Origin of the sequence: Permianibacter fluminis (assembly GCF_013179735.1) — a bacterium.
GTDB classification, from domain to species: Bacteria; Pseudomonadota; Gammaproteobacteria; order Enterobacterales; family Permianibacteraceae; genus Permianibacter; species Permianibacter fluminis.
On record NZ_JABMEG010000001.1, the window covers coordinates 1,868,604 to 1,890,386 of the forward strand.

The 21,783-nt window shown below is 60.3% G+C and carries 21 protein-coding genes; 12 read left to right on the top strand and 9 right to left on the bottom strand.

Annotated features, from left to right (window positions below):
* Positions 1-22 precede the first annotated feature (22 nt).
* On the bottom strand, positions 23-595 hold the full coding sequence (locus HPT27_RS19270; protein WP_172241475.1) for a hypothetical protein: 573 nt from the start codon (positions 593-595) through the stop codon (positions 23-25).
* A gap of 349 nt (positions 596-944) precedes the next feature.
* Here HPT27_RS19270 and HPT27_RS08055 point away from each other — a divergent pair, with 349 nt between their 5' ends.
* The 4 genes from HPT27_RS08055 to mrcB all read left to right on the top strand — a co-directional run bounded on the left by HPT27_RS08055 (position 945) and on the right by mrcB (position 6,099).
* Complete coding sequence (locus HPT27_RS08055) at positions 945-1,331, top strand: S-adenosylmethionine decarboxylase (protein ID WP_172241478.1); 387 nt, start codon at positions 945-947, stop codon at positions 1,329-1,331.
* 105 nt (positions 1,332-1,436) lie between these two features.
* Positions 1,437-1,913 (top strand): SET domain-containing protein-lysine N-methyltransferase, encoded by a 477-nt coding sequence (locus HPT27_RS08060; protein ID WP_172241481.1) that lies wholly within the window; start codon positions 1,437-1,439, stop codon positions 1,911-1,913.
* Positions 1,914-1,994: 81 nt separating this feature from the next.
* Positions 1,995-3,650: an acyl-CoA dehydrogenase family protein gene (locus tag HPT27_RS08065; RefSeq protein ID WP_172241484.1), complete on the top strand. Its 1,656-nt coding sequence runs from the start codon at positions 1,995-1,997 to the stop codon at positions 3,648-3,650.
* 157 nt (positions 3,651-3,807) lie between these two features.
* Entirely contained in the window at positions 3,808-6,099 is a 2,292-nt protein-coding gene (mrcB, locus tag HPT27_RS08070) for a penicillin-binding protein 1B (RefSeq protein WP_172241487.1), read from the top strand.
* Between the two features lie 110 nt (positions 6,100-6,209).
* On the opposite strand, the gene HPT27_RS08075 is transcribed toward mrcB, so the two are convergent.
* The 4 genes from HPT27_RS08075 to HPT27_RS08090 all read right to left on the bottom strand — a co-directional run bounded on the left by HPT27_RS08075 (position 6,210) and on the right by HPT27_RS08090 (position 11,496).
* On the bottom strand, positions 6,210-6,617 hold the full coding sequence (locus HPT27_RS08075) for a hypothetical protein (RefSeq protein WP_172241490.1): 408 nt from the start codon (positions 6,615-6,617) through the stop codon (positions 6,210-6,212).
* 78 nt (positions 6,618-6,695) lie between these two features.
* Entirely contained in the window at positions 6,696-7,496 is an 801-nt protein-coding gene (murI, locus tag HPT27_RS08080; RefSeq protein WP_172241493.1) for a glutamate racemase, read from the bottom strand.
* A gap of 72 nt (positions 7,497-7,568) precedes the next feature.
* Positions 7,569-10,076: a choice-of-anchor B family protein gene (locus tag HPT27_RS08085; RefSeq protein ID WP_172241496.1), complete on the bottom strand. Its 2,508-nt coding sequence runs from the start codon at positions 10,074-10,076 to the stop codon at positions 7,569-7,571.
* 118 nt (positions 10,077-10,194) lie between these two features.
* Positions 10,195-11,496: an MFS transporter gene (locus HPT27_RS08090; RefSeq protein ID WP_172241499.1), complete on the bottom strand. Its 1,302-nt coding sequence runs from the start codon at positions 11,494-11,496 to the stop codon at positions 10,195-10,197.
* Positions 11,497-11,554: 58 nt separating this feature from the next.
* Between HPT27_RS08090 and HPT27_RS08095 the strand changes: the two genes are divergently transcribed.
* From HPT27_RS08095 to HPT27_RS08130, 8 genes are all read left to right on the top strand, one after another.
* Positions 11,555-11,899 (top strand): hypothetical protein, encoded by a 345-nt coding sequence (locus HPT27_RS08095; protein WP_172241502.1) that lies wholly within the window; start codon positions 11,555-11,557, stop codon positions 11,897-11,899.
* Positions 11,900-12,072: 173 nt separating this feature from the next.
* A complete protein-coding gene (locus HPT27_RS08100) occupies positions 12,073-12,297 on the top strand; it encodes a hypothetical protein (RefSeq protein ID WP_172241505.1) in 225 nt (74 codons plus the stop codon).
* 23 nt (positions 12,298-12,320) lie between these two features.
* Positions 12,321-13,211, top strand: coding sequence for a 1-aminocyclopropane-1-carboxylate deaminase/D-cysteine desulfhydrase (locus HPT27_RS08105; protein ID WP_407951136.1), 891 nt, complete (start codon positions 12,321-12,323; stop codon positions 13,209-13,211).
* Positions 13,212-13,490: 279 nt separating this feature from the next.
* Positions 13,491-14,414: an ABC transporter ATP-binding protein gene (locus HPT27_RS08110; protein ID WP_172241511.1), complete on the top strand. Its 924-nt coding sequence runs from the start codon at positions 13,491-13,493 to the stop codon at positions 14,412-14,414.
* A gap of 65 nt (positions 14,415-14,479) precedes the next feature.
* Positions 14,480-15,244, top strand: a complete 765-nt coding sequence (locus HPT27_RS08115) for an ABC transporter permease (protein ID WP_172241514.1) — start codon at positions 14,480-14,482, stop codon at positions 15,242-15,244.
* Positions 15,245-15,279: 35 nt separating this feature from the next.
* Positions 15,280-17,145 carry a Gldg family protein gene (locus HPT27_RS08120; RefSeq protein ID WP_172241517.1) on the top strand — a complete coding sequence of 622 codons (1,866 nt, stop codon included), beginning with the start codon at positions 15,280-15,282 and terminating at the stop codon, positions 17,143-17,145.
* A 54-nt stretch (positions 17,146-17,199) separates the two neighbouring features.
* Positions 17,200-18,261 (top strand): DUF4340 domain-containing protein, encoded by a 1,062-nt coding sequence (locus tag HPT27_RS08125; protein ID WP_172241520.1) that lies wholly within the window; start codon positions 17,200-17,202, stop codon positions 18,259-18,261.
* Positions 18,262-18,315: 54 nt separating this feature from the next.
* Entirely contained in the window at positions 18,316-18,579 is a 264-nt protein-coding gene (locus tag HPT27_RS08130) for a GIY-YIG nuclease family protein (protein ID WP_172241523.1), read from the top strand.
* Positions 18,580-18,591: 12 nt separating this feature from the next.
* Here the strand turns inward: HPT27_RS08130 and HPT27_RS08135 are convergent, their stop codons facing one another.
* The 4 genes from HPT27_RS08135 to HPT27_RS08150 form a co-directional block, all read right to left on the bottom strand.
* Positions 18,592-18,912 (bottom strand): heavy metal-binding domain-containing protein, encoded by a 321-nt coding sequence (locus HPT27_RS08135; RefSeq protein WP_172241526.1) that lies wholly within the window; start codon positions 18,910-18,912, stop codon positions 18,592-18,594.
* A gap of 124 nt (positions 18,913-19,036) precedes the next feature.
* Positions 19,037-19,582 carry a hypothetical protein gene (locus tag HPT27_RS08140; protein WP_172241529.1) on the bottom strand — a complete coding sequence of 182 codons (546 nt, stop codon included), beginning with the start codon at positions 19,580-19,582 and terminating at the stop codon, positions 19,037-19,039.
* 84 nt (positions 19,583-19,666) lie between these two features.
* The gene (locus HPT27_RS08145) at positions 19,667-20,761 is read right to left on the bottom strand and encodes a MaoC family dehydratase (protein WP_172241532.1); all 1,095 of its coding nucleotides are present in this window, start codon (positions 20,759-20,761) and stop codon (positions 19,667-19,669) included.
* Between the two features lie 65 nt (positions 20,762-20,826).
* Positions 20,827-21,732: an HpcH/HpaI aldolase/citrate lyase family protein gene (locus HPT27_RS08150; RefSeq protein WP_211197897.1), complete on the bottom strand. Its 906-nt coding sequence runs from the start codon at positions 21,730-21,732 to the stop codon at positions 20,827-20,829.
* Positions 21,733-21,783 lie beyond the last annotated feature (51 nt).

Genomic DNA, 21,783 nt, shown 5'->3' on the forward strand with positions numbered 1-21,783 from the left:
GGCAGCAAGCCGCCCGCGGCGTTCAAAAGTGATACCGCGCCGAGATCAGAAAATCGCGTTGGTCGGCGGTCGCCGTGAAATCACGGGCAGTGTTGCTGGTGCTGGCAAAATCATCGTCGGGCAATCCGGTCATGGTTCGAACCGACATGTTGAATTGCAGACCTGCTTCGGCTTCCCAGTAAATGCCGACTTCGTGAAACGGATCGACCCCGGACGCCTCTGCGGTTCGAGTTTCAGCGCCGGATGCGTAGTCGTAATCGGCAGACCAGGCCGCGTAACCGGCTCGAGCGAAAATGCCGGCGCTTTTTGTCAGCGGCAAATCCAGCCGCAGACTGCCGGTAAACGCCGAAGCGTCGTCTTCGCGGTGATTGGCCATATGGTTTCCGTCACGGTTGACGGCCAGATCTTGAAAGCCCAGTTCGGCGCTCAGATAGCGTATCGGTGACCAGGCACCGCGCAGTGACAGTCCGGCCAACTCGGTGGGCTCGATAAAGCCGAGCTCAAACGCAAAGTGAGTGTCCGCCGCTCGTGACGGCGGACTAAACAAAATCGCGGTCAGCAAAATCGTGGCAAGTAAGTTCAGTCTTCCGTACACCGTCACATCCTCAACAAGGCAACGACCTGCGCCAGCCGGCGTTTCGGTCGGTGCGGCAGTGTGCTGGTTCGGGCTGAATCCGGCCTGAATCGAACCGCATTTGGACGGCCAACATTTTTATTGATATGACCCTCGTGGCGGAGCATATTAAGTCTCGCCGTCATGTGGCGGCATGAACCCCGGAGACGAATCTTTCGTGGCAGCAGCAGGGCAAGGACCCGGCTGTCATGAGGGCATTCCGACTGGGGTTTTTTGTATCTGGAATTTAGCTCAGCAATTCGGATCGAACCGGGTGCGTCGGGCGGACAACGGCCGGCGACAGTCGCCAAGCAAACGAGTGGATGGAATCATGGCCTGGGATGAATACAAGAACATTACCGTCAACGGTTGCCGCTATTACGGCAAGCACATGATGCTGACCTGTGAAGGCTGCAACGACAATCTATTGTCAGTCGACACAATGAAAGAATTTCTCAAGGAGCTGGCCGACAAGATCGACATGATTCGCTACGGCGAACCGATTGCCGCCCGCTTTGGCGATGGCTGTCAGGTCGGCATCTCGGCCGTGCAATTGATCACAACCTCAGCACTGACGGTGCACACCAATGATCAGGCGCGCGACATGTATCTCGACGTGTTCAGCTGCAAATGGTTTGAGGAAGAGACGGTGATGGCCGTCATCAATAAATATTACGCACCGAAGCAGGTGACCCATCAAATCGTGATCCGCAAATAACCGCCGGCATGGCAATGGGTAGCGCCCTCATTCCGTTCCAGAGGGGCGACAGGTCGGTCGTCAGCAATGCGTTAAGGGGATTTCATGTCAGCACCGGTGCAGCTTATGAATCGTGACGTCATGCTCCACAATGCGGCCTCGGCGGCCGCCTCCGGCAACCGCTATTACGCCAGCATCAGTCCGCCATTTGCCCATGAGCCGACCCGGGATCGGGTGCGGGTGATCAGCACCGCGGATGGTAAGGGGGAAGGCCTGCAGGCCATGGTGGATTTTTCCGCCGGCGAGGTGGTGTTTACTTTCACCGGTTCGGTGGTGACCGAGCAGACGTTGTATACGCTGCAGATTGAACCGGGCAAATATCTGTCGGACCCGATCGTCATGGGCAAGGTGCTGCACGCCTGTGATCCGAACATGAGTTGTGACATGCGCACGCTGACCTTTACCGCACGTCGCGATATCAAGGCCGGTGACATGCTGACCATGGATTACGAAACGACCGAAGACGAGTTGTTCCGCTCGTTTTATTGTGGCTGTGGTGCCAGCAGTTGCCGCGGCTGGATTCGCGGTCGGCTGGTGCGCTGAGCCCCTCGTCTGCGGATTCGCTTTCCCCTGCCGTGACATGTGCGCTAGGCTCCGGACAACGGTCATGACCGGAGCCAGCGCATGTCTGACACCTCGTTTGCCAGTACCCATCAGGTTTTCAATCAGGCGACGGCGCTGGAGCCGTATCACGGCTATCGCAGTGATCGCGTTTTGCAGCATTGGCTGCAGCACGGTGGCGGCAACTGGGCCGAGCCGATGCTCGATCAATATGGCGCGCTGACCGGCACTGAACTGATGGAAGCCGGCCGCCAGGCCAATCGCTTTACCCCGCAATTTCATTCGCACGATCGGTTTGGCAACCGTATCGATCTGATCGAATTTCATCCCGCCTATCATCGCCTGATGCAGGTCGCGACTGCGCACGGCCATCACAGCTTGCCGTGGCGCGAACCGAAACCCGGCGCACACGTGGCGCGGGCCGCGCTGACCTATCTGCATAGTCAGGCTGAAGCCGGTAGCGGCTGTCCGTTGACGATGACCTTCGCCAGTGTGTCGGTGTTGCAACAACTGCCGGCGCCGCTGCGCGATTCGTGGCTGGGCAAGGTACTGGCCAATGATTACGACCTCCGCAATCTGCCGTACCCACAGAAAACCGCACTAACCATCGGCATGGCCATGACCGAAAAGCAGGGCGGCTCCGATGTGCGGGCCAACACGACGTTCGCCAAACCCTTGGCCGGGCGCGGCAACGGTGAGTTATATCGGTTGGTCGGACACAAATGGTTTTGTTCGGCGCCGATGTCTGATGGTTTTCTGGTACTGGCGCAAACCGATGCCGGTCTGTCGTGCTTTTTGTTGCCGCGCTGGCAACCTGACGGGCAAAAGAACGCCATGGAAATTCAGCGGCTCAAAGACAAGTTGGGCAACCGCGCCAACGCCTCGTCGGAAATCGAATTACGCGGTGCCCAGGCCTGGCTGATTGGTGACGAAGGCCGCGGCATCCGCACCATCATGGACATGGTGGCGCTGACGCGGTTCGATTGCGTGATCGGCAGCGCGGCGCTGATGCGCCAAGCGGTAGCGCAGGCATTGCAGCACGGTGCCGGTCGTCACGCGTTTGGCGTGCAGTTGAATCAGGCGCCGCTGATGCAAAACGTGCTCGCTGATCTGGCGCTGGAGTCGGAGGCCGCGTTGGCGCTCGGCATCCGTCTGGCCATGGCGCTGGATTGCGCCGCAAGCAACGACAGTGAAAAAGCACTGGTGCGCATCGGCACGGCCCTGGCCAAATTCTGGGTCTGCAAACGGGCACCGCAGCTCATTTACGAAGCGATGGAATGTCTCGGTGGCGGCGGCTATGTCGAAGACAGTGTGCTACCGCGGCTGTACCGCGAAGCTCCGGTCAATGCCATCTGGGAAGGCTCCGGCAATATTCAGTGTCTCGATGTCCTGCGGGCGCTGCAGCGTGAGCCGGCCGCTGTCACTGCGCTCGAACAGGAATTGCAGACCGGCCGGGGCCTGCATCCGTTACTGGATCAGGCCATTGCGCGCGCGTTGCACTGGCTGTCGGGCAGCGTCGATGAAGCCAGCGCGCGTCGGGCCGTGGAGCAACTGGTGCTGGCATGGCAGGGCGTTATTTTGCAACGCGGCGCGCCGGCGTTTGTTGCCGACAGTTTCTGTGCTGGTCGGCTGGCGGCGGAATCGTTTTGGCAATTTGGCAGCCTGCCGACCGGATTGCCATTTGCCGAGCTGATCGCGCGCAGTCAGCCGCAGCACTGAGCAAGACGTCGCGGTGTTGTCGCTTGATTGATGTGGGATTGTCTCCGGAAAGCCACGGAATTGCCGCAATGCTCTTGCGTGGCGGTTGCCGCCCGGTTGAGCCGGTGGCCGCGCTGCGGTAACGTGTGCGCCCCTTTTGGTCGGGATATTTGACTCCGTGGCTCGTCGCTCCAGCAACACCTCTGCTCGCAAGACTGGTTCGCGTAGTACTGGCCCGCGCAAGCCGCCGGCAGGTCGCTCCGGTGCCGGCAAGCGGCGCTGGTGGCCGTTGCTGCTGAAAATTGCCGGCGTGCTGCTGCTGGCCTTTGCCGCACTGATGCTGTACCTGCAAGCCGACGTGACCCGTCGTTTTGAAGGCCAGCGCTGGACCGAGCCTGCCAGCGTTTACGCCCGCGTGCAAACCCTGCGCGAAGGCGATGTTCTGAGCGAAACCGATCTGCTGCTGGAATTGAAGTTGCTCGGCTACCGCGAAACGAAGGCGCCGAAAGTGGCCGGTGAATATGCGCATCGCAGCAGCGGATTTTTGATACGGGCGCGAGGTTTCACCTTTGCCGACGGCACCCTGCCGGAGCGCGGCATCGAAGTCGGCCTGCGCGGTGACCGCATCAGTTTGCTGCGCGACGCCACCGGCAAGGAACTCGATAGCGCTCGACTGGATCCGGTACTGCTCGGCCGTTTCTCGGCGCGGTCGGATGAAGACCGCGAGTTGCTGCCGCTCAGTGCCATTCCGAAAACCCTGATCGATACCTTGCTGGTGACCGAAGACCAACATTTCTACCAGCACTTTGGCATAAGTCCGAGCGCCATCGCGCGTGCTGCCTGGGCCAATTTGCGCGCCGGCGAAGCCGAGCAGGGCGCCTCCACCATCACCCAGCAGCTGGTGAAGAATTATTTTCTGAATAGCGAGCGCAGTTGGTGGCGCAAGATCCGCGAAGCGTTGATGGCCATTGTGCTGGAGCGCAATTACAGCAAGGATGAAATTCTCGAAGCGTATTTGAACGAGATCTATTTCGGTCAGGATGGTCAGCGCGCCATTCATGGCGTGTCGCTGGCCAGCCGGTATTATTTTGGCAAACCGGTGGCTGAACTGGACCCGGCCGAAACCGCCTTGCTGGTCGGTTTGATTCGCGGGCCTTCCTATTACTCACCGTGGAAGCAAACGGCGCGGGCAAAAGCGCGTCGCGATTTTGTTCTGGCGCGCCGGCAGCAAGTCGGCCAGATTGATGCCGAGGAGTTGGCGCGCTGGCAGCAGGCGCCGCTCGGTGTGCTCGGCACGCCACGGGCACTGTCCGGCAAGATGCCGGCGGTGCTGGATCTCATCAAACGGGAATTGCGTGCCGATCTGGGCCAGACCGACACCAGCCAGTCAGGTCTGCAGGTGTTCACCAGCGTCGATCCGGTGTTGCAGCGAAAAACCGAATTGGTGGTGGAAAAAGGTTTGCAACGGCTGGATCCGAACGGGCCTTTGCAAGCGGCGGTGATTGTGACCGATCGGCAGCAGGGGCGACTGCGGGCAATTGTCGCCGGTCGCGATGCAAGTTTTGCCGGGTTCAATCGCGCACTCGATGCCAAGCGGCCGGTCGGTTCGACGCTGAAACCGATGATTTACTACGCCGCGCTGAAGCAAAGCAGTCGCTTTGATCTCGGCACCACCTTGCAGGATTCGGCATTTGTTATGCGCGCCGATGATGGCGCCACCTGGCAACCGAAAAATTACGATGGTCGTGCCCACGGCATCGTGCCGCTGCACCGCGCACTGGCGGAGTCGTTAAACCTCGCGACCGCACGCCTAGCCATGGAAGTCAGCCTGCCGGAAATCGAATCGACCCTGAAAACCATGGGCTTGCAACGCGATATCCATTTGTGGCCGTCACTGGCGCTCGGGGCGCTCGAACTGAGTCCGATGGATGTGGCAACGCTCTATTCCGGTTTGGCGAACGGCAGCAGCGTGCGCATTCCGAAAGCGATCCGCGCGGTGCGCCGTGATGATGGCAAGAGTTGGTTGCGGCCGGACGAAGTCCATGCCCGCCTGCAGCCCGGCACCGCATTTTTGGTCGATTACGCGCTGCAGGAGGTGGTCCGCGACGGCACCGGCAAATCGCTCGGCGCCCGAATGCCGGAACTCAATGTCGCCGGCAAAACCGGCACCACCAATGATCAGCGCGACTCCTGGTTTGCCGGTTTTGATGGCGAACATCTGGCGGTCTTCTGGGTCGGTCGTGACGACAATCAAAGCACCGGTTTGACCGGCGCCAGCGGCGCCATGCAGCTCTTTTCCGATTGGCTTAATGTCAAAGGGGCCGCACCGCTGAGTCTGGAATTGCCAAGCGGTGTCCGGTTTGCGTTTGTCGATGGCAACGGTAGTCGCTATGCGCTGGAGTGTCCGGGCACCGCGTGGTTGCCGGTGATGAGCTCAGCATCGGCAGCGCCGGCAATGGGGTGTCCTTAGAGGTTGTTGCGGCCGTCGGGTCACAAGCAGAAAAAGAAAAGAGCGGGCATGCCCGCTCTTTTCTTTTTCATGCAATCTCAACCCGCTGGTCGTTTTCGTAACGGCTTATGTCACCGGTTGCGTGCCGCGAACTGTTCCAGACAGATGTCGGTATCGCCCGTCCAGCGGATCACGCTGACCCGGCCGTCGCTGTCGTGTTCAGCTTGTACCGAACAGAAATCATGTTTGTCGCCACCACCAAACGAGGTGCCGACGCCGCCGCCAAAGTTGCCGCCAAAACCGCCGAGGCCGAGTGAAAAACGCGGCGAGCTGGAGACATCCTGTTTGGTCCATTCGGCGTAATGTTTGCCGGCGACTTCGCGGCTTTGCTGCGGTACGCCCCAGGCTTGGATCAGCTCGTCAACTTGCGCGCTTTGCCAAGCCAGAAAATGGGCGTCGACTTTGGCCGGTGGCGCGCTGGCGCAACCGGTCAGTGCCAACGCGGCAACAAACACAGACATCGTGACAACCTGACGCATGGTGGAATCTCCCGGAGTGGTCTGTTGGTTGTAGCGCCGATTGTTGCCGACTGCAAGCAGGAAGCGGGTCAGTGGCGTTCAGATCGTGATGAACTGCAAGGTGCTGAAGCCTTGTTGGGCCAGCGCCGGCCACAGCGCCCGTGCCTCGGCATTGTCGGCCGTCATCCAGGCCGTGGTCGCAGGCGCAGGCTGTTCTGGCGGACGCCCAATCAGCGTTTCAACCCGGCGCGCGATGGCCTCACCCGAATCCACCCACTGCACCGGTTGCCGCGCGGCCGCCGCCAACTCCTGACGCAGCAGCGGAAAGTGGGTGCAGCCGAGCACGATGGTGTCGGCGCTGCGGTCGGGGTCGGCAAAAAACGGCGCCAGTATCGGCTGCAGCGCTTCCACGGAAATATGGGTGCCGCGCAACTTTGCTTCGGCCAGTTGCACCAGCTCGCGACTGCCAACCTTGATCACGGTGCAGTCGCTGGCGAATTCCCGGATCAACTGATCGGTATACGGGCGCTGTACCGTGGCCGGCGTGGCCAGCAGACCGATAACGCGATTGCGGCTGAGTTTGGCGGCCGGCTTGATTGCCGGCACCACGCCAACGATCGGCAAGGCAAACCGGCTGCGCAAGCGCGGCAGCGCCACCGTACTGGCGGTGTTGCAGGCGATGACAATCAGGCGCGGTTGAATGCGATCGATCAGCGCGTGCAGCACGGCATCGACGCGCTCGACCAATTCGTCTTCGGCTTTGGTGCCGTAAGGAAAGAAGGCGTTGTCGCAGGCGAACACCAGCGGCAAGGAAGGCAGCGCCGCCGCGATATCAGCAAAAATGCTGAGACCGCCGACACCGGAATCAAAAACCAGAACGGGCGCGAGAGCAGTGGACATGATGCGGACAATAAAAGGTCGGCGCGCAGTGTAGCAGCGGGCCGGCCATTCGCCTATCTGACGGCCGTGCCGTCAATCCAGGCGGTTCGATTTGTGCTGGCGCCGCGCCAACAAGGGCAGCAGCCACAGCAACATGACGGCGCCACCACCACCGCCGCCACTGCCAGAACCCGGATTGCCGTCATTGTCGTGCACGGTCACAGTGGCCTGCATTGACGAGGTCGCGGCAGCGCCCGTTGCGGCGCTCAGCTTAATGGCAAAACTTTCATCATTTTCGACACTGCTGTCGTCGCGCAGCGTCACCGTGATGGTCTTGCTGCTGGCATCGCCGCCAGCCCAGTTCAGGGTGCCGCTGGCGGCGTCGTAATCACTGCCGGCAAGCGCGCTGCCGTCCTCGGTTTGGTAATGAATGCTGGCGGCGCCAACGCTGCCTTCGAACCGCTGCACGGTCAGGGTGACCGTGCCAGCATTTTCGGCAACGCTGGAACTGGCGCCGGCAAAACCCAGTGCCCCGACTTGCTCGTTGCTGATCAAATCGATTTTCAGCTGGCTGACAATATCGGTTTCGGCACCACCGGCAACGGTCAGATTCAGCAGCACGGTTTCTGCGCTTTCCGTGTCGCTGTCATCGAGCAGCGGCAGCGTCAAAAATTTGCTGCCACGTTCGCCATCGGCCCAGTTCAGTGTGACATCGGTTGCCTGATAATCACTGCCAGCCACAGCACTGCCGTCGGCGCTGACGATACGCGCGCTGACGGCGCCGCTGGCACCACCGCTGCGATACACCGGAATGCTGATGCTGCCGGCCGATTCATTGACCCGATAGTGCGTCACGCCAAAACCAAGCCGGCCCTTGCCAGCGGCGACAGTGTTGTCGCGCACGACATACAAGCCGTTTTCGATATCGCTGAGCACCACGCTGCCACTCGGGAAAAACGGGTAGGTGCCCCAGACACCATTGAACTCCGCGGCGGACGGGAACATGAACGAACTGTCGAACGAACCCGCTTCGGCGAGCGCCAAGGGATTGCTGACATCAAGCACCACCACACCGCGGCGATAATGGGCAACGTAACCCCGCGAACCGCGAATGTAGGTGTTGTGGTCGATATCGGTGGTCGGGCCGTAGTAATTGGCCGCTACCACCGGATTGTGCAGATCGTTCAGATCAAACGTGCGGAAGCGCGAATTGGCGCCGGTAATTTGTTCGTCGAGTTCGTCATCGAGAATCAGGTGGCGCTTGTCGGCGGTAAACCAGCCGGAGTGCGCGTAACCGACGCCACCGTAGGGTGCTTTCGCCAGCCGGGTTGGATTGGCGCGTTCGGTGACATCCCAGATATCGAGCGTGTCTTCGTTAAAGTCGAACAGGATTTCACACGGGTTATGGCCGGGCGCGCATTGCGAGGTGCGCTCGTCAGTCAGGATAAAGCCGGTGCTGTCATGCATGTAGCTGCCGGTTGATACCGGTTGGTGCACGAACACCGGATGCGCCGGATTGCTCATGTCATAGGCGCGCCAGGAACCCCGGCTGCGATTGGGCGCGGCGTCCTTGTTTTTGCCGGCCACCACAACATCCGAGCCAGCGATGAACAGAGTCGGCACCAGACCTTCGACCGGGGTACCGTCGGCATAATCAAAATTGCCGTACAGCGTATGTGCCGACTGCACATCGTGGATGGTGTAAGCGAGACTGACGGCTGTTGGCAGCGCAGTCAGATCGATCACTTGCACGCCGCCGCCAGCAGCTTCAGTGGTGACGTAGGCATAGGCCTTGTAGCGATTCGCGCTGATGTCGAAATACTGGTAGACATGGACATCGCGCCAGAGCGAACCGAGTCCGGTGACGGTGCCCACTTCATGCGGCGCAGTCGGGTCGGTGATGTCGACCACGGCAGTGCCGTTGGACAGACCGATCAGCGCGTATTCGTGACCGTCATTGCGGTCCATGAAGCCCCAGATGTCATTGGCACTTTCCGGACGGCTGGAGAATTGGCTCAGCGGAATATGCGACAGCAAATCCATCTTGTTGCAGTTATAGCTGCCGGCAACGCCACCCTCACAATTGGCCGGGCCTTCGATGGCGCTCGACACTTTCTGCCAGGTACCGAGCAGTTTCTGCTCGCTGATATTCAGCGCGATATCGCCGCCTTTGCTGTCCTGGATAATTTGAAAGCCTTTGCTCTCCAACTGTTCGCGGAATTCAAACGGGACCCCGGTCAGTTGGGTGGGATGCCGACGGCGATCGGCTTTGGCAAAGTTGTCGGCACGGCTGTAACCACCCTCGATGGGCACGACGCCCGCGAGCAGGTTGACGCGCTGGGTTCCGCGAATGTGGTAGGTGCCTTCGGCAACGTGAATCGTGTCGCCCTTGCCGGACTTTCCCAGCGCATAGGCGATGCTCTGACACGGCTGCGTCGGCGTCGCGCAATGGCCGCGGTCGACACCATCTGCGGCAACATAGCGGGTGGCATGACCACTGCCGTGGGCATGCGCGGGAGTGGCCTGCAGCACCAATCCGGTAGCAGCCGCCAAGGCAAACGAAACAAGCAGCGCCGGCTGGCGCAAACGGGGACGGTTCATCTGTGAACACTCGCAGCAAAAGATAGGCAAGGTTCTAACAGCGTTGCGACGCTGACTCAATGGCAAATTGTACAGTTGCCGAGTCCGCCGCAATGTGCCGGCTTTGGCTGCGCGGCATTCAGCGTGCCGGGGCCGGGTTGTTGCGGCGCCGTTGCCAGCGCCACAACGCCAGCAGGGTCAACATGGCCATGACACTGGTACAGGCAAACGCATGACCGGGAGACAGCCGCTGCCAGATGGCGCCAAATGCGGCGCCATTGCCGAGCAAGGCCAAACCGACGGCCAAGGCGTAATAGCCAAACGCGGTTGCGCGTCGCGTTTTCGGCGCATGGTGGGCGACCAATGCGGCCAGTACGCCCTGTGAAAACCCCAGATGCAATCCCCATAACAGGGCGCCGGCAAACACAGCCCACGTCGTTGCAGCGAGTGCCAGCGTCCCCTGTGACAGCAACAGGAACAACAAACTGAAACCCAGCAATTTGCTGGCGCCAATCCGGTCAAAAAAATGACCGACCGGCCACACACTCAGGGCGTAACTCAGATTCATCGCCGCCAGCAACAAGGCGCTCAGGTAATCGCCGAGCGCAAGCGATTGCCCGCGCAGAATCAGAAAGGCTTCACCGGGTCGCGCCAGCGTCAGCAAGACGGCAAAACCGACGGTGAGCCAAAATTCGCGCGGCAGCGCGGCAAGATCGGCTTCGTGCGGCAGCGCGGGAAGATCGGCTCCGCGCGGAACCGTCAACGTGACAGCCGGCCGCGAGGCGTCGATGGAATCAATTGGTTGTTGTTCGGGTGTTGCGCTGACATTCGAGGGCGCGCTGTCGGCGACCGCCGGTTCCCTGACTGCCAGCCATAGCAGGGCCACCGCCGCCAGCGCCGGCAAACACGCCAGCCAGAACACCGCCCGGTAATCGCCACTGAACAACCACAGCAATTCGGCAGCGAGCAACGGCGCCAGCAAGGCGCCCACGGTATCCAGCGCCTGGCGCACACCGTAAGCCGCGCCCCGTTGTGCCGGTGCTGTGACATCGGCGATCAATGCGTCGCGCGGTGCTCCGCGGATGCCTTTGCCAAGGCGGTCCAGTACCCGCGCCGCAGCGATCGCCGCGACACCGCCAGCAAGCGCAAACAGCGGTTTTGCCAACGCCGATAATCCGTAGCCAGCAATCGTCAACGGCTTGCGTTTGCCCATGCGATCGGACCAGCGCCCGGCCCAAGGCTTCAGGGCCAAGGTCAGTGCCTCGGCACCGCCATCAAGCAAACCGATAGCAACGGTGCCAAGGCCGAGCACATTGACCATGAACAGGGGCAGCAGCGCGTGAATGGTCTCGCTGGACAGATCCATCAGCAGGCTGACCAGCCCCAGCACGATGACGGTGCGGGGCAGTGGGCCGATTGCAGTAGCGGCAGTTAAGGCCAATCGCGTTATCCGGGGTTTGCTAGAATCGCGGCGACGATGCTGCCACAAAGGCAAGGCCATGACGGTGCCCACTGATCATTACCGGCGCAAAAACGAAGCGGAGCGCAAAGCCGCGATGCAGGCGACGGTCGAGGCCCGCAAGCGCGACTGGAAAGAAGCCGGCCTGCTCGATGACATTGCTCGCAACCGGGTGGTCGAGCACGACCAGACCCTTTGGAAAGGCCAGCCCTGGTGGGTCGAACGCATCTGGGTTCGTTGGCTGGCCAACGGCCTTTGCGTACTGACCGTGGCCGGCATCGCCCGGGCGGCCATGACCGGCGCCGCCTTTGATCTGGCGTTCTGGATTCCCTTTGCCTTGTTTGCGTTCCAGTTGCGTTGGCATATCGCCCGGCACGGCGGCTGATAAACGCAGCGCCAGGCCATGCCATTTGGCCAAAATGTACGCTTTTCGAACGGCCATTCATCGGCCTGACGCTGCCGGTCACCTCCGACGACTTGCCAAGGGCAGAAAATGACGCATAATGTCACCGTTCACAATTTTGTGAACGAGTTCGCATTCGCCCAAGGTGGCCAGACATGACCAGTGGTTTCATTCGGGTTGTGCAAGCCGGCCAGGCCGACATGGTTTATGTCGGGCCTGAACGCCGGGAAGAGCGCCGTCGTAGCGTCCGCAACGACGAGTTCGAGAAGCTGTTGGGCCATTTTGGCCTGAACCGCCGGGTGGTACCGGATCGCCGTCGCGGCGATACCTCCTGGCTGTTGCTGTCGGAAACTGCCATCGACCGGGCTGTCAGCCTCTGACCCCGGCCGAGTACTTCGCGGCGCTGGCCCCAGCGCCGCTTCAGCCACTGTCTCTCCCTGTTTTCTCCGCGCTCCGGCTCGATGTCCGGGTTTTGCGTGAAGATCTGCGTGATCCCGAGCTGGCCGGCAACAAGGCCCGCAAGCTGCAGTACAACCTGATCGAAGCCCATCGTCGGGGTGCCCAAACGCTGGTCAGCATGGGCGGCGCTTATTCCAATCACCTGCACGCGCTGGCGTTGGCGGGTCGCCGTTTCGGTTTTGCCACTGCTGCCTTTGTCCGTGGTCCGCTTCCACCGTCACTGTCGCCGACATTGCGCGACTGCGGTACCGCCGGCATGCAACTGATTCCGTTGTCCCGGACCGACTATCGCCAGCTGCGGACCGCGCCGGCACCCTTCATGGCTCGCTTCGAACCCACCGCCTATTGGCTGCCGGAAGGCGGCAGCAATGCCCTGGCCATCGCCGGCTTGAAGGAAAGTCTGCAGAGCGAGGCGGTGGCCGAGTTCGCACCCGAGCTTGTCCTGACCGCGGCCGGTACCGGCGCGACCATGGCCGGTCTGGCGGTCGGGCTACGCTCCATGCAAGCGCATGGCGAGGTCTGGGCGGTGGCGGTGCTGAAAGGCGGCGGCTTTTTGCTGCCAGAGGCCAAACGCCTGTTGGCCGAAGCGTGTGTGACGCGCCGAGCGCCGCTGCGAGTGCTGACGGGGTTTCATTTTGGTGGCTACGGTCGCCGGCCCGATGCCCTGCAGCAGTTTTGCCAAACTTTTTTTTCCGAGACCGGCCTGCCGGTGGAACCCGTTTACACCGGCAGGGTCTGTTACGCCCTGCAGAAGCTGGCGCGGCAAGGCGTGTTTCGTCGCGGTCAGCGCATTCTGCTGGTTCACACCGGTGGTCTGCAGGGTGCCCGCCCGTAACGTCCATTCACGGACGTGAAATGCGCGCACTTGAAAATTGATTGCCGGTACTTATGATGCCGGCGCGGTGCGGCAAACCCGGCGAGCGGGTGCTGGCATTCGGAACGCCACACTCGCCACTGCCTGCTTTATCACGAACCGTCGTTCGCGCGATTTGTTCCTGGCCACGGCCGGCATTGCAAAAGCCACGTTGCAAGATGCCGCTGTTGGCGCCGCGCGAACCCAGAATGACCTTGCCGGTACTCATCGGCACAGAACAAAAAAGGAGCAACTCGCGACATGATTGAAATCCAGTCATTGACTCGTCAGTTCGGCGATTTCAAAGCCGTCGACAATCTCAGTTTCTCGGTCAGCCCCGGCGAAGTGCTGGGCTTCCTCGGCCCGAACGGCGCCGGCAAATCCACCACGATGAAAATGCTGACCGGCTTTCTGACGCCGAGCGCCGGCCGCATCCGCATCTGTGGTCACGATATTGAATCCGATCCGCTCGCGGCCAAACAATTGATTGGCTATTTGCCGGAAGGCGCGCCCTGTTATGGCGACATGACCGTGCAGGCGTTTCTCGATTTCATCGCCGATATGCGCGGGCTCAGTGGCAGCAAGAAAACCGAACGCATCAACACTGTCGTCGCCCAGGTGCAACTGCAGGAGGTGCTGGCGCAAAGCATCGAGACGCTGTCGAAAGGTTTCAAGCGCCGGGTCGGTCTGGCGCAAGCCATTTTGCATGACCCCAAGGTGCTGATTCTCGATGAGCCAACCGATGGTCTCGACCCGAACCAGAAGCATCAGGTGCGCGAGCTGATCCGTGGCATGGCCAAAGACAAAATCCTGATCATCTCCACCCACATTCTTGAAGAGGTCACGGCGGTCTGCAGTCGCGCCATCATCATTGCCCGTGGTCGCTTGCTGGCTGACGGCAAGCCGCAGGATCTGCTTGCCCGCTCGAAATACCATGGCGCTGCCCGGGTTGTGCTGAACCGTGATCATCAGGCGGAAGAGCGCGACGCCTTGGCGGCATTGCCGGGGGTCAAAGCCGTTGAAGTGATCGATGCGCATGAGTTGCTGGTGTTGCCGCAGCATGGCCAGTCGACGTTTGCGGTGGTCAGCGAGTTGCTGCGGCAACAGCAGTGGCCGGTGCAGCAATTATTTGCTGAAAGTGGCCGGCTTGATGATGTGTTCCGTGACGTCACGGCCGGAGTGTGATCATGACAGCTCCTGCATCTTCCGTTTCGACTGCCTCTTCAACTTCTGCTTCCACGGTTACGACCATGTCCACTGCAGCGCAACCCATCAGCAAATTTCATGCAATCAAGACCTTGTTCAGACGCGAGCTGGGCAGCTATTTCGCAACGCCGCTGGCGCTGGTGTTTGTGGTGATATTTCTGGTGATGAGCGGCGTTTTTGCTTTTGAGTTCGGCAAATTCTACGACCGCAATCAGGCCGATCTATTGGCCTTCTTCAGCTTTCATCCCTGGCTGTATCTGTTTCTGGTACCGGCGGTAGCCATGCGCACCTGGGCCGAAGAGCGGCGCAGCGGCACGCTGGAATTGCTGATGACCTTGCCGATTACCCTATGGCAGGCCGTGCTGGCGAAATTTCTCGCGGCCTGGGCGTTGCTGGCGCTGGCCTTGGCGCTGACCTTCCCGATGTGGCTGTCGGTCAACTATCTCGGTGATCCGGATAACGGCGTCATTGCCGCAGCCTATGTTGGCAGCCTGCTGATGGCTGGCGCCTTTTTGGCGATCGGCACCTGTTTGTCGGCGGCCACGCGCTCGCAGGTGGTGGCGTTCATTCTGACCGTTGTGCTGTGTTTTGTTTTTGTCTTGGCCGGTTTTCCGCTGGTGCTCAATTGGGTTGCCGGGTGGTTGCCGAAGCTGCTGGTGGACGCGATTGCCAACCTGTCTTTCCTGACCCATTTCGACAGCATCAGCAAAGGCGTGCTGGATTTTCGTGATGTGTTTTTCTTTCTGTCTTTCATGGTCGCCTGGCTGATCGCCACCGCGATTGTGCTGGACATGAAGAAAGCCGAGTAACCGACCACCATCACGCATAGCTAACGAGAACAGCCATGACCAACAAGAATCTGTTTTCCCGGGCCGGCCTGATGTTGCTGGCGCTGGCCTTTGTCGCGCTCAGCATCCTGAGCACGCTCATCATGCGCGGCTGGCGCATCGATTTGACCGAGAATCAATTGTTCTCGGTTTCTGAAGGCACCGAGCGCATCGTCGGCCGCATCAGCGAGCCGGTCCACCTGAGCCTGTTTTTTTCCGATCAGGAATCCAAGTCGCAGCCGGAGCTGCAAAGCTTGCGCACCTACGCCCAGCGCGTTCGTGAGTTGTTGCAGGAGTATGAGCGCATCGGCAAAGGCAAGATCGTGCTGAGCCTTGTCGACCCCGTGCCGTTTTCAGAGGACGAAGACCGGGCTGCGCAACTGGGCTTGCAAGCCGTGCCGGTGGCTGACCGGAAAATCTATTTCGGTTTGGTCGGCAGCAACAGCGTCGATGAGAAGGAAATTATTGCCTTCCTGCAACCGGACAAGGAGCAGTCGCTGGAATACGACATCAGCCGTATGCTGACCAAGCTCAGCCGTAGCGAGCCGCCGAAAGTTGGTTTGCTGAGCGGGCTGCCGGTCAACGGCGGTTTTGACATGATGAGCCGCGAACCAAAACCGACCTGGGTGGTATTCGAGCAAATCAAGCAGTTGTTCCGGGTGGAAGACATTGCCAGCGATGCGACCAGTCTGCCGAGCGATCTGAATCTGCTGGTGGTGGTGCAACCGAAAGGATTGTCCGAACCGCTGCGCTATGCCATCGACCAATATGTGCTGAATGGCGGCAAGCTGCTGCTGTTCGTCGATCCGTTTGCTGAAACCGATCGCATGCCGGCCGGTCCGCAGAATCCGTTCCCGCAAGTGTTGCCGGGTGATGATCTGAACAGTCTGCTGCAAGCCTGGGGTGTCAAGGTCGACATGAACCAGATTCTGGCCGACGCCGATCATGCGCTGAGCGTGCAAACCGGCGCCGGTGGCAATCCGGTTCGCCATCTAGGGTTGCTCGGTCTGGATGGCAATGCTGCCGGCAACAACCTGACCAATGGTCTGGAAGCGATCAACGTCGGCAGTGCTGGCGTGATTGAAACCCTGCCGGAGGCCAAATCAACCGTGACACCGGTGTTGGTGTCCGGTTCGCACAGCATGCTGATGCCGCGCGCCAAGTTCGAGTTTTTGCCGGACCCGACGACGCTGCAAAAAGAGTTTGTCAGTGCCGACAAGGTACAGACGATCGCTGCCCATATCACCGGCAGTGCCCACAGCGCGTTCGCGGCGGCACCGGCTGGTGTCAGTGGCGAACACCGCAGTGACGCCGTCGACACCGGCATCAATGTGCTGCTGATCGCCGATACCGATCTGCTGTCTGACCGGTTCTGGGTGCAAGTGCAGGATTTCTTTGGCCAGCGCGTTGCGCAACCGTTTGCGGACAACGGCAACTTTGTCTTCAACAGCGTGGAGCAATTCGCCGACTCCAGCGATCTGATTGGCCTGCGTAGCCGCGGCCGCTTTGCCCGCCCGTTTGACAAGCTCGATGAACTGCGCCGCGATGCCGAAACCAAATTCCGCGTGCAGGAAGAGGCTCTGCAGCAACGGCTGAATGAAACCGAACAGAAACTCAGTGATCTGCAAAAGCGGATGAACGAATCCGGCACGGTACAACTGAATCCGCAGGAAGAGCAGGCACTGCGTGACTTTCAGGGCGAGAAGCTGCGTATCCGCAAAGAGCTGCGTGACGTCCAGCACCAGCTCAATCGCGATATCGAGGCACTTGGCACCAAGCTCAAGCTGATCAATATCGCGCTGGTGCCGCTGCTGTTGATTGCCTTGGCTACCTTTATCGCGCTCGGTCGCCGTTCAGCCCGCAGCCGCAAGGCGCGCGACTGAAACCGGGGGGCCGGGGGTTGCTCCGGCTGATTGACCAATGGGGAGTTTCCATTAATGAATCAACGCCTTTTTTCCTTGCTCGGCATCGGCACCTTGCTATTGGTGCTGGCTGTGCTCGCCGTGAATTGGTTGGGACCGCAACGTGCGGCGAGCCCGGTTGCGGAGAAATTGCTGCCGGAACTGAAGTCAGAACTTGCGGCCATTGATCATATTGTTTTGCGTCACGCCGGTCAGGTTGCCATTGATCTGCAGCGCAGCGGCGAACACTGGCAACTGGTCAATCGCGGAAATTATCCGGCGAACGTCGGCAAAATTCGCGCGTTACTCGATAACCTGAGTCGGGCTGACAAGCAGGAAGCCAAAACGGCCGACCCGGCCCGTTACGACAAATTGGGCGTCGCCGAAACATCCGAGAAGGCGACCCTGTTGACGGTGATGGCTGGCGAGAAAGTGGTTGCCGATCTGATCGTCGGTACAGCGGTGTCGCGACCGGCCGGACATTTCGTTCGCGCCAAGAACGATCCGCAGAGCTGGCTTATCGATCGTGAACTGGATGTCAGCAAAGAGGCGAGCGACTGGTTACGCACCGAGCTTATCAACCTGCCGGCAGTCAAGCTGAAGCAAGTCGAGCGGCTGAAGCTGGTGCCAGTGCAATGCATCCAGGCACCTTGTCTGCCGCAGCCGGGAGAGCGGCAGTTTGCACTCAGCAAAAGCAAGCCCGAGGACAATGAGTTTGTCCTGAGTCCGCTGCCGGCCGGCAAGGAAAAAGGCGCGGCCTGGTTGCTGTCCGGTCTGACCGATGGCCTGAACGGACTCAACGCGGTTGATGTGCAGGCGCTGGCGACGTTTGATTTCAGCAAGGCCACCGCGACTCTGACCCGCTACAGCAGTTTTGACGATCAGATCGTGCTGCTGACGCACTATGGCAAAGACGGCAAGCATTTTGTGACGCTGCATCAGGAAGCCGGCCCGGCTGCCAGCGAGGAAATCAAACAGGCTGTTGCGGCGTTCAACACCCAGCATGCCGGCTGGGTTTACGAAATCTCCAGCTACAAAGGTGAAGGCCTTGCCCGCGACCTGAATGCGCTGGTGCAAGACAAGAAGGCCGGCAGCTGATACAACAAGGGCCGCGATTGCGGCCCTTGTTTTTTGTTGAGGGGAAAAACGCCGGTGACCTGGCATGTGTATTTGATCGAATGTGAAGACGGCAGCATCTATACCGGTATTGCGGTCGATGTGGCCAAGCGCTATGCCGTGCATTGTGCCGGCAACGGCGCCAAGTACACGCGCTCGCATAAACCCCGCCAGCTCCTGGCCAGTTTTCCGGTGGCCGGCCGCTCTGAAGCGCTGAAGCTTGAGCATGCCATCAAGCGTTTGCCGGCAGCGGCAAAACGGCAACTGGATTCAGTAGCCGCGCTTGCCGCCGGCCACTGACAACGCTGCGCGCTATTTGATCTCGACGGCGGTGCCGCTGGCCGACACCATCAGCATCGAGCCGCCCTGACCGACCACCTCGTAATCCAGATCGATACCGACAATGGCGTTGGCACCGACCGCGCGAGCGGCGTCGGCGAGTTCATCGAGTGCCATCTGACGAGCATCGCGCAGCGCATTCTCGTAAGCGCCGGAGCGGCCGCCGACGATGTCGCGCACGGTCGCCATGATGTCGCGAAAAATATTGGCACCAACGATCGTCTCGCCGGTGACGATGCCTTTGTAGGCGACGATGGTTTTGCCTTCGAACGACGGCGTGGTGGTCATCAGCATGTCAGCAGCTCCTTGTGCGGTGACGGCAGCATTCCAGCATCAATCCGGTAAACGGTACATGACAGGATGTAACGGGACATGCGCTAATCGCGGCTGCCGAGCGCCACTTTCCGGTCTTCGGTGCTTACCAGAAGCATTGCCCCGCCATGCTGGCAGGCGAGAGACTGAGCTCGATGGCGGTAGGCAGGCCGGGTTTGGTGCAGGCAAACCAGAGAACTTGATATTTGCCGTCGCGAAAATTGGGGCCCGTTGCGGCGCCGCCGGTATTCAGGCCGATGCCACTGTGTTGGCAATCCAGCGCGCCGTGTTCGCCAGGCCAGTCGACCCAGCAATAAGCGATTTGCACCGGCTTGCCGCACTGGTTCTGGAAGCTCGGATTGCCGTCTTCCTGCCACACCAACTTCACGCATTGGCTGGCGAACTCGGGCGCTGCAGACAAGCTCCTGATGGGGGAATAGCCCGGCTGCTGCCGTCGCTGCTCCTGCAGGGCTTGTTTTTGCTGGCGTATCGCTTGTTGGCTCTGACGCCACTGCGTGACGTCCGCCGGCTCGGCTGGCGACTGATCCACTTCTGTGGCAGCAGGGCGTGCTTTCATCTCCACGCTGACGACAGCGGATGTCTGCTGATTGAGCTTTTCCAGCACGCTGGCTGGTAAGCCACCGTCGTCCACTTGCGCTGGCTCTGCCGCATGTGCGACGCCAGCACAACAGCTCACAGACAGAGCAACAATCACCGTCAGCTGGTTGCCCATTTGCTAAGGGAGCACAAGCCAGTAATCCCACTTCAGCACAATGGTACTCGGCAAGCTGGCGCTTTCGGTCAAAGCTGGCAAGCTCGCCAGCAGCTCGCCCGGTTCACCTTTGATACCGAAGCTGACGACCCGCAATGCCGACAAGCCGTTGCCGAGTTTCTGGACATCGGTGACCACGCTGGCGGCGTAAATGGTGTCGCCGGCAAAACTCGGGTTGGCGTGGACGCCGCCGTTGAATCCCGCGAGCCAGAGCGCATTCTCAAAACCGTTGTAACTCAGTGCCTGCACCAGCGAAATGATATGACCGCCGTAAACCAGCCGTTTGCCGGCCGGTTGTTGCTGCATGTAGGCCGCATCGAAATGGACCCTGGCATTGTTCTGATACAACCGGGTTGCCATCATGTGATCGCTGTCGCCGATGGTGATGCCGCCACCGTGGTTGATCACGCTGCCAATGCGGTAGTCCCACGCGACGGTGCTGCTGCCAGTGTAGTAATTCTGCTCAGCTGGCGCGTGCAAACCTTGCGGCAGCGGCAATTCGCTGGCGGTCAGCGCGGCTTTGACGGTCGGCACGCTGTTGTGCTCGGTCGGTGTCTTGTGATCGCGTTTGTGCACCATGACCCAGCGTTGCCACTGCAACACCGGCTCGCCGTGCTGGTTCTGCGCGCGCGATTGCACATACACCACGCCAGTCTTGCCGTTGCTGTTTTCCTTCAGTCCGATCACTTCGCTGTCGACGAACAGGGTGTTGCCAGCAAACACCGGCTGCAGGAAGCGGACATCGGCATAGCCGAGATTAGCGACAGCGTTCAGTGACACGTCTGGCACAGTTTTGCCGAACGCGACGTGAAAGACCAACAAAGGGTCGAGCGGTGTTTTGGCAAAGCCGCAGGCCGTTGCATACGGCGCGGCGCAGTACTGCGCGAAGCGCGAGCCATACAGCGCCAGATACTGGGCGGCATCGCCTTCGGTCAGCGTGCGTGGCGTCGCGTGCTGGATACGCTCACCGAGTTGAAAATCTTCAAAGAAACGGCCGATGGTCACGGTTGTTGCCTTGTGTGGATGTTGTAAGTCACTGGCGTGGCTATTGCTGCTCATACGGCAATGCGCGCTGAGCTCAACCACCCCTGGCCCCTCCTTAACAAGGTGGGGAATCGCTTCCTTCAGCGCCGTTTGGCTTGGCCCAGCAATTCGGTTTGGCCCAGCGCATGCACCGCTTCGAATACCGCGATCACGCGGCGGGCCCATTCGATCATTGCCGGCTCAATCAGGCGGTCATCGATCACGGCTGTGCTCATGCCATTGGCATCGGCGTCTTTCAGTGCCTCGATGATACGCTGGGCGCGGTCGACATCGCCACGCTTCGGAGTGAAGGCATCATTGGCGTAGGTCAGCTGGACCGGATGAATGATGGCTTTGCCATCAAAGCCGAGATCGCGCGCCTGCCGGCAGGCAAATTCCGCGGCTTTGACATCTTTCAAATCGAAATGCGGGCCATCGACCACGCATTTGCGGTGCGCGCGCGCAGCCAGGATGACCAAGCCTAGCGAGGTCAGCAGGCCAGTGCGTTCCGGATTCGGGTTCAGCTTGAGTTCGTTGGCCAGATCGGTGGTGCCCATGATCAGCGCACAGACCCGATCGGAGGCGCCGGCGATTTCCTCGGCGCGCAGCACGCCAAACGGGCTTTCGATATTGCACATCAACTGAATATGAGTAGCGCCGAGGGCATCAAGTGCGATCAGGGTGTCGAGCACCTGCTGCTTGCTTTCCACCCGCGGCAGCAGAATCGCGTCAATCGGCAAGGAAGCGGCGAGGCGCAAATCGTCCTGACCCCAGGGCGAATAGAGCGGATTGATCCGGACCACTTTTTCGGAGTGGCCGAAATCCGGATTTTCAAACGCCTTTTTCAGCTGCTCGCGGGCCTGGGTCTTGAGGCTGGAGGGCACCGATTCCTGCAGATCAAAAATGATGCTGTCGGTCGGCAGGCCGCGCGCTTTTTCCAGATGGCGCTCGACGTGAGCCGGCACATACAGCATGGTGCGGCGCGGGCGGTAGGGAACGTTGTTCATCAAGCTTTCTCCATTCACCGTTCGTCCTGAGCTTGTCGAAGGGCGAGTCGA